This window comes from Bacteroidota bacterium (assembly GCA_018816945.1).
Taxonomy (GTDB): domain Bacteria; phylum Bacteroidota; class Bacteroidia; order Bacteroidales.
Window position 1 is genome coordinate 1 of sequence record JAHIVC010000034.1, and the last position, 2840, is coordinate 2840.

The 2840-nt window shown below is 39.4% G+C and carries 2 protein-coding genes; both read right to left on the reverse strand.

Translation table 11 applies throughout. From position 1 onward, the window contains the following. Positions 1–203: 203 nt before the first annotated feature. Positions 204–1196, reverse strand: a complete 993-nt coding sequence (locus KKG99_06350) for a hypothetical protein (GenBank protein ID MBU1012606.1) — start codon at positions 1194–1196, stop codon at positions 204–206. Between the two features lie 191 nt (positions 1197–1387). Continuing rightward, on the reverse strand, positions 1388–2644 hold the full coding sequence (locus tag KKG99_06355; protein ID MBU1012607.1) for a hypothetical protein: 1257 nt from the start codon (positions 2642–2644) through the stop codon (positions 1388–1390). Between the last annotated feature and the right edge of the window lie 196 nt (positions 2645–2840).

A 2840-nucleotide genomic window follows, 5' to 3' on the forward strand; every position in this document is an offset into this window, starting at 1 on the left:
AGAGGTCACTGTCCGCCGGCTGGCGGATGAATCCAGTACCGCCCACCATACTTAGTTAATACAGAAACAGATAAAATATTTTGTTGTTTTGTAAGAGGTCACTGTCCGCCGGCTGGCGGATGAATCCAGTACCGCCCACCACTAAAACACGTAACAAAAAGCCGCCCAAAGGGCGGTTTTTTAGGAATGTACAATTCTTACGGCTAATTTTTGGCTATTGGTAATTCCGTGCCGCAGTGCTCGCAAAACTTATCATCAGGCTTACAGGAACCATCGCACACATTACAAGTTCTACTGGGATTCCAGTCTCTGTAAGAGCTGGGCTCATTTTCGAATAAGAGCCCGCAATTGTAGCAATGTTTTGCCTGTAACATTTTTTCTGCTCCGCAGTCACTGCATATTTTATCAGTGCTGATAGCATTCCTAACTAATGTTTGGCAGTTGCGGCATTTCCCATTATTGACTGGAGTTGTGCCACACTGAACACAAAAACGATGCTTGAAACTGGGCTGTGTTGCAGAAGCAACAACTTGTGGTGCAGATGTAGTTACGAGCTTTGACGGATCGCTTTCTCCGATTGCCGCTTGCAGATTATTACCAATACCTCCCGCAACCTTCACCACTTGACCTGCAGTGGTAAGTGTAACTGCCTTAAGTCCCGAAAAATCTACTGGACCGTCTTCGTCAATCCCCCGAATTGCTTGAGTTTTTGTGAGAAATATGAATAAATACATGACTCCAAGTCCAATTACTCCATACCATATGGCACCGTAAAAAATCATCTGGACAAAATCTATATTATTTTCTGGGTGAAGCCCATTAATAATAATTCCGGCGGCAACCAAGAAAACCACCAGCGGACCTGCAATAAACAGCGCACTATTTGATTTCTTTGTAAAGACTACAACCGCACTTAGTAAAGCAATAGTAATTATCCAGCGCAATGATCTTGAATATCTTACACTTACAGATCTTCCCAGTTCTTCCTGTACATAACTAGTAAAGACCGCGTACTGGGTTGCCACATCATAGAAAAACCCGTCGCTCGTCCATTGATGATCTGAGAGTGGTGTGTTATTAACCAAGATAAATTTGGTTGGCGCCACATCAATAAAAATACCAATGGCTACTGCCAGAAGCAGTGCCCAGCCCCACAACGTGGGGGGCTGGTTAAAGAATTTTTTCCAGAATTCCATGGCTTCATCAGCCTCCTTTTTGTTCTATTTGTCAATCTGAGACTATGTTTTTTGGATTTGTCTCTGCCCCAAATAAACTCTATTCCCCCCCATTTGTCAACCATTTCAGCTTTTACAATAAACGGCTCACCCATGAGCCGTTCGAAATAAACATCCCATAAACAAAATGTTTACCTTTTAAATTTTATTAATTAATTTAACAATTCAAACAAATAGACAGAAGGGTTATTAACAAATGGTATGTTGCCTGCAAAAACAATTTTATTGGCACAAATACTAGGTTGTATTTGTTGTGGAGGATTACCAACAAGTTTATAGTTCAAGCCAAGTATATCGGATAGACGATGCATATAGATTTTTGTTCCTGATGTAATATCCCAATTTCTCCAAACTACAATATCTCTATATATTGCTGGTTCAGTCACATTACCTTCTTGAATAATATATTTTTGATGGGTATCCGAATCATATGCTACCAATTTTTCGTAACTCCCATTACTCAAATCCGTATCTTCAACCCAAATTGCCCATTTACCATATATTGCTGGGTGGAATTGGCGTATTGGTAAATTACTTTCATTAATTACATAAGGTCCTTGTTGAGTGGAAATTTTATAAGCATATATTCTACTATATTCTGGATTTATTTTTGACAACCCTACCCAAATCACCCAGTCACCAGCAATAGCTACTGAGTCATCGTACACCCAAATATATGTAGAATCCCCAGCTTCGTGACTAATAATACTTTCTGTTCCATTAGTTATATCATATAAAACAACTTCTAAGTAGTTATCGTACGGAGGGAAATACTCTTGTATACCTCGTCGCCAAACAATATAATTGCCATAAATATCGGGGGATCTGTTGTCTATTTCTGTTCCTCCTCCAAAACCACTTTCTCCTTGAGCAATTACTTTTGTCTCCCCGGTCTCCCCGGTAATTAATTGATGAAGTAATATACTATTTATATTCCCATCTGGATCCTGTTCATGCCAAACAATATTTTTGTCATATATCTTCGCATTTCCTTCAAAATTTAATGTGTCAGCAATAACTTTTGTTTCTCCTGTATTCAAGTCTTTCATATGCACATCCGAAGATGTATTGCCCCCTACTTGATATACAATTCTATCGTTATGTATGTCTGGTTCTTGGGCGTTTTGAGCAATTAATATTTCATCACCTTCTGGTTCCCAAGGTTCATTATCAAAGTCTCCACTGTATGGTATTGGAGTGCCCATGCTTGGAGTAAATTTAGGATTTATAACTCCAAGTGCAGAGCTGGGTTGGGCAGTGAAGTACTGCATAATATTTGGGATATTGATTACTACCGCAGTGGTAGCAATTAACAACATCACAAACATCGCTCGGTTAACTTGCCGATCGGAAAATTCGATTAAGCGAGAAGTAAATTTATGAAAATGTGTTTTTTGTTTTTGTTTCATTTGAGCTAGTAGCTAAGTATCAATATTGATGAAAAGGGCTGGCTGATGCTGATGCGACAGAACCACTCGCCTTAGTTGCTTTGACCAATACATATTGGCGAGCAGTTGGCATAGCCAAAATAATGGCAAGGATGGCCATTAAGATAACAAACCCAGCGAATTTAGTTTTAAATTTTTTGGTTTGTGAGACCCGAGA

What these genes read in the sequence shown, in the direction of transcription:
- KKG99_06350 (MBU1012606.1), bottom strand. Translation starts at nt 1,196, where the DNA reads ATGGAATTCTGGAAAAAATTCTTTAACCAGCCCCCCACGTTGTGGGGC.
- KKG99_06355 (MBU1012607.1), bottom strand. Translation starts at nt 2,644, where the DNA reads ATGAAACAAAAACAAAAAACACATTTTCATAAATTTACTTCTCGCTTA.